Source organism: Microbacterium sp., assembly GCF_049661145.1.
Lineage (GTDB): Bacteria > Actinomycetota > Actinomycetes > Actinomycetales > Microbacteriaceae > Microbacterium.
This window is the reverse complement of record NZ_JBASZT010000279.1, coordinates 1-3,196: the sequence shown is the minus strand read 5'-3', so window position 1 is coordinate 3,196 and position 3,196 is coordinate 1. Positions and strand designations below refer to the sequence as shown.

4 protein-coding genes and 1 tRNA gene are annotated in these 3,196 nt (G+C 70.3%); 4 read left to right on the top strand and 1 reads right to left on the bottom strand.

Annotation, left to right across the window (positions count from 1 at the left end):
* The 4 genes from WBP48_RS11725 to WBP48_RS11710 all read left to right on the top strand — a co-directional run.
* A partial coding sequence (locus WBP48_RS11725; protein WP_424440620.1) for a DNA polymerase III subunit delta' C-terminal domain-containing protein occupies positions 1 to 556 on the top strand: 556 nt, incomplete at its 5' end.
* A complete protein-coding gene (locus WBP48_RS11720) occupies positions 553 to 2,136 on the top strand; it encodes an alpha/beta hydrolase (protein ID WP_424440618.1) in 1,584 nt (527 codons plus the stop codon). The genes WBP48_RS11725 and WBP48_RS11720, both read left to right, overlap by 4 nt.
* A gap of 194 nt (positions 2,137 to 2,330) precedes the next feature.
* A tRNA-Thr gene (locus WBP48_RS11715) sits at positions 2,331 to 2,406 on the top strand.
* 48 nt (positions 2,407 to 2,454) lie between these two features.
* A complete protein-coding gene (locus WBP48_RS11710; protein ID WP_424440616.1) occupies positions 2,455 to 2,850 on the top strand; it encodes a hypothetical protein in 396 nt (131 codons plus the stop codon).
* Positions 2,851 to 2,932: 82 nt separating this feature from the next.
* Here WBP48_RS11710 and WBP48_RS11705 read toward each other — a convergent pair.
* A partial coding sequence (locus tag WBP48_RS11705; protein ID WP_424440614.1) for an EamA family transporter occupies positions 2,933 to 3,196 on the bottom strand: 264 nt, incomplete at its 5' end.

The window sequence follows — 3,196 nt, the reverse complement described above, 5'->3', positions numbered from 1 at the left end:
CGGCATGGCGGTGCGGCTCGCGACCGATGAGGACGCCCGGGAGCGCCGCGACGAGACGCTGCGCGCCGTGCTCGCCGTCCGCGGAGTGGGCGGTGCGGTGGAGACCGCCGCACGCATCGTGCAGCTGGCCACCGAGGACGCGAAGGCCCTCACCGCCGAACGCGACGAGGCCGAGCGCGAGGCGCTGCTGCGCACGCTCGGGATCGCGCCCGGTCAGGCGGTGCCGCCGGCCGTGCGCGGCCAGCTCGGGGCGTTGGAGGACGATCAGAAGCGGCGGGCGACGCGGAGCCTCCGCGACGGCATCGATCGGGTCCTCACCGACCTGGAGTCGATGTACCGCGACGTGCTCATGCTGCAGTTCGGCCGGGACGGCGACCTCATCAACCGCGAACTCGCGCCCGAGCTCGCGGCCCTCGCTACGGCGTGGTCGCCGCCGCGCACCCTGATCGTCATCGACGCGATCGCCCAGACCCGCACCAACCTCGAGGGCAACGCCGCCCCCGCGCTGGCCCTGGAGAGCATGCTCGTGACCGTCGCGAGCGGAAGGATGCTGTGAACGCGACCCACCCCCGCCGTCGCTCGTCCCGCCGCGCCGTTGTCGTCGTCGCCGCGCTGGTGGCCGTCGCGACCGCACTGGCGGGTTGCCTGTACGCCGCGATCCCACCGGAGAGCTCTGCGATGCCCGCCCCGAGTCGGCAGCCCGACCTCAGCGGCATCCCCACCGGGTTCGAGGAGTTCTACACGCAGAGCCTCGACTGGGGCTCGTGCTCGGGAGCCGACTCGGGATACTACGACTGCACGACGGTGACGGCGCCGCTGGACTGGTCCAACCCGGATGCCGGGACGCTCGATCTCGCGCTCATCCGCCGTGCCGCGACGGGACGCGACGCGATCGGGTCGCTCTTGACCAACCCGGGCGGACCGGGGGCGAGCGGCTACGACCTCATCGCCGACTCGGCGACGTTCGCGGTGAGCGAGCCCGTGCTGGATGCGTACGACGTCATCGGCTTCGACCCGCGCGGCGTGGGGCGCTCCACCGCGGTTAGGTGCCTCGATGCTGCGGGCATGGACCACGTGCTCTATGACATCCCCGCGGATCCCCGAGGCAGCGACGGCTGGACGGCAGAGCTCACCGAGCGCAATCAGGAGTTCGTCGCGGCGTGCGAAGCGAACTCCGACGGCATCCTGCCGTACATCACGACCGACAACGCGGCCCGCGACATGGATCTGCTGCGGGGAGTGCTGGGAGATGCGAAGCTGAACTACCTCGGCTACTCCTACGGTACGTTCCTCGGCGCGACCTACGCGAAGCTGTTCCCTGAGCGCGCGGGACGCATCGTGCTCGACGGCGCGATCGACCCGTCGGTGTCGGGCCTGGAGGTCAGCACGACGCAGGCGGTCGGCTTCGAGTCGGCGCTGCGTGCGTACATGGCCGACTGTCTCGCCGGGAGCGACTGCCCCTTCACCGGGCGCGTCGACGACGCGATGGCCGATCTCGGGACGCTGCTGGCCTCGGTCGATACGAACCCGCTGCGTGGCGACGACGGGCGCATGCTGGGTGCCGACACGCTCCTGACCGGCATCATCGCCGCGCTTTACGCGCAGAACAGCTGGCCGTACCTGACGCAGGCGCTCGACGAGGCGTTGCAGGGGGACCCGTCGACGGCGCTGCTGCTGGCGGATTTCTACAACAGTCGCGAGGCGGACGGGACGTACTCCGACAACTCCACCGAGGCGTTCCGCGCCTACAACTGCATGGACTATCCGCTGGACACCTCGCAGGCGGATCAGGATGCCGCGGCCGCCCGCATCGCGTCGCAGGCGCCCACGATCGCTCCGTACTGGGAGAACGTCGACGTGTGCGAGGTCTGGCCGTATCCGTCCACGGGCGTGCGCGAGAAGATCGCCGCCGACGGTGCGGCGCCGATCGTCGTCGTGGGAACGACGAACGACCCCGCGACGCCGTACGAGTGGTCGGTCTCGCTGGCCGGCCAACTGTCCTCCGGAGTGCTCGTCACTCGTGAGGGGGAGGGACACACCGGCTACGCCAAGGGCAACGCGTGCGTCGACACCGCCGTCGAGAGATACCTGCTCGACGGGACGGTGCCGGAGAACGGCCTGACCTGCTCCGGTTGAGCGGAGTGGCTGTGCGAGCCGGCTCGCCGCTGGTCGCCGACTGCGCTGGTTGCTGCCGACCCGGCCGGTTGGATGCGCGCAATAGCCGGCACGCTCGGCGACAACCGGCGCGATCGGTGTCGATCTCGCCCGGGTTCGCAGCGCGGCGGGGGACCCTGTAAGATCGAACATCGTGCATGGCGTCCGCGCCCTGCGCCGCCTTAGCTCAGTCGGCAGAGCATCTCACTCGTAATGAGAAGGTCGAGAGTTCGATTCTCTCAGGCGGCTCCAGTTTCTTCCGCGCCCTTGCTTCCGCACTCCGCTTTCCCGAGGAGAGCCATGGATCATACGGTCGATGTGCTTCTCGAGATCTTCACGTGGATCGGTGTCGGCGGGTTCATCGTCCTCGCGGCGGCGGCGGTAGCGGTGTGGGCTGCCGACGGCACCTGGTTGTGCGCCGAAGCGATCATCGACCGTGACGGCGAGACCCCGGTCGCCCGTTGGTTCGACGCCGATGGCGACGCCAACAGTGCGTCGTTGTCGCCGGAAGACGTACGCGCCCTCGGGGATGCCGAGACGATGACGCTCTGGTACCGCCACGGTTGGCGCGGGCGCATACGGATGGCCCGTCGTCCGCCGGCTCTGCGGGCCCTCGCCTGGTCGGCCGCGGGAATGCTGGCCCTCGGCATCCTGAGCCTCGTCACCGGCTGGGTGCTGTACTTTCTACGTGGCTGACGCGAAAGTCTCGCGACATGAGCCAGACCTTCTCGCCCCACGGCGCGGCAGCGCCTCTGAAAAGCTGAGACCGCGCCCGCCGTCAGCCGGTCGCGAGCATGATCCCCGCGGTGAGGGCGAGAGCGAGGCCCACCCACTGCACTGCGGCGATCCGCTCGCGCAGCACGACCGCCGCCAGCAGCACCGTTCCCGCTGGGTACATCGCGGTGAGGGCGGCGACGATCGCGAGGTCGCCGCCTGCCCGTAGCGCGAGCAGCAACAAGAGGTTCGCCGTCGCGTCCACGAATCCGCAGGCGACGGCGAGCAGCCACGCGCCGCGCGGCGCGAGCGGGCCGGTCGAGTGCCC

Excerpts from the sequence above, each read along its gene's own strand:
- WBP48_RS11710 (WP_424440616.1), top strand. The coding sequence starts at position 2,455 with ATGGATCATACGGTCGATGTGCTTCTCGAGATCTTCACGTGGATCGGT.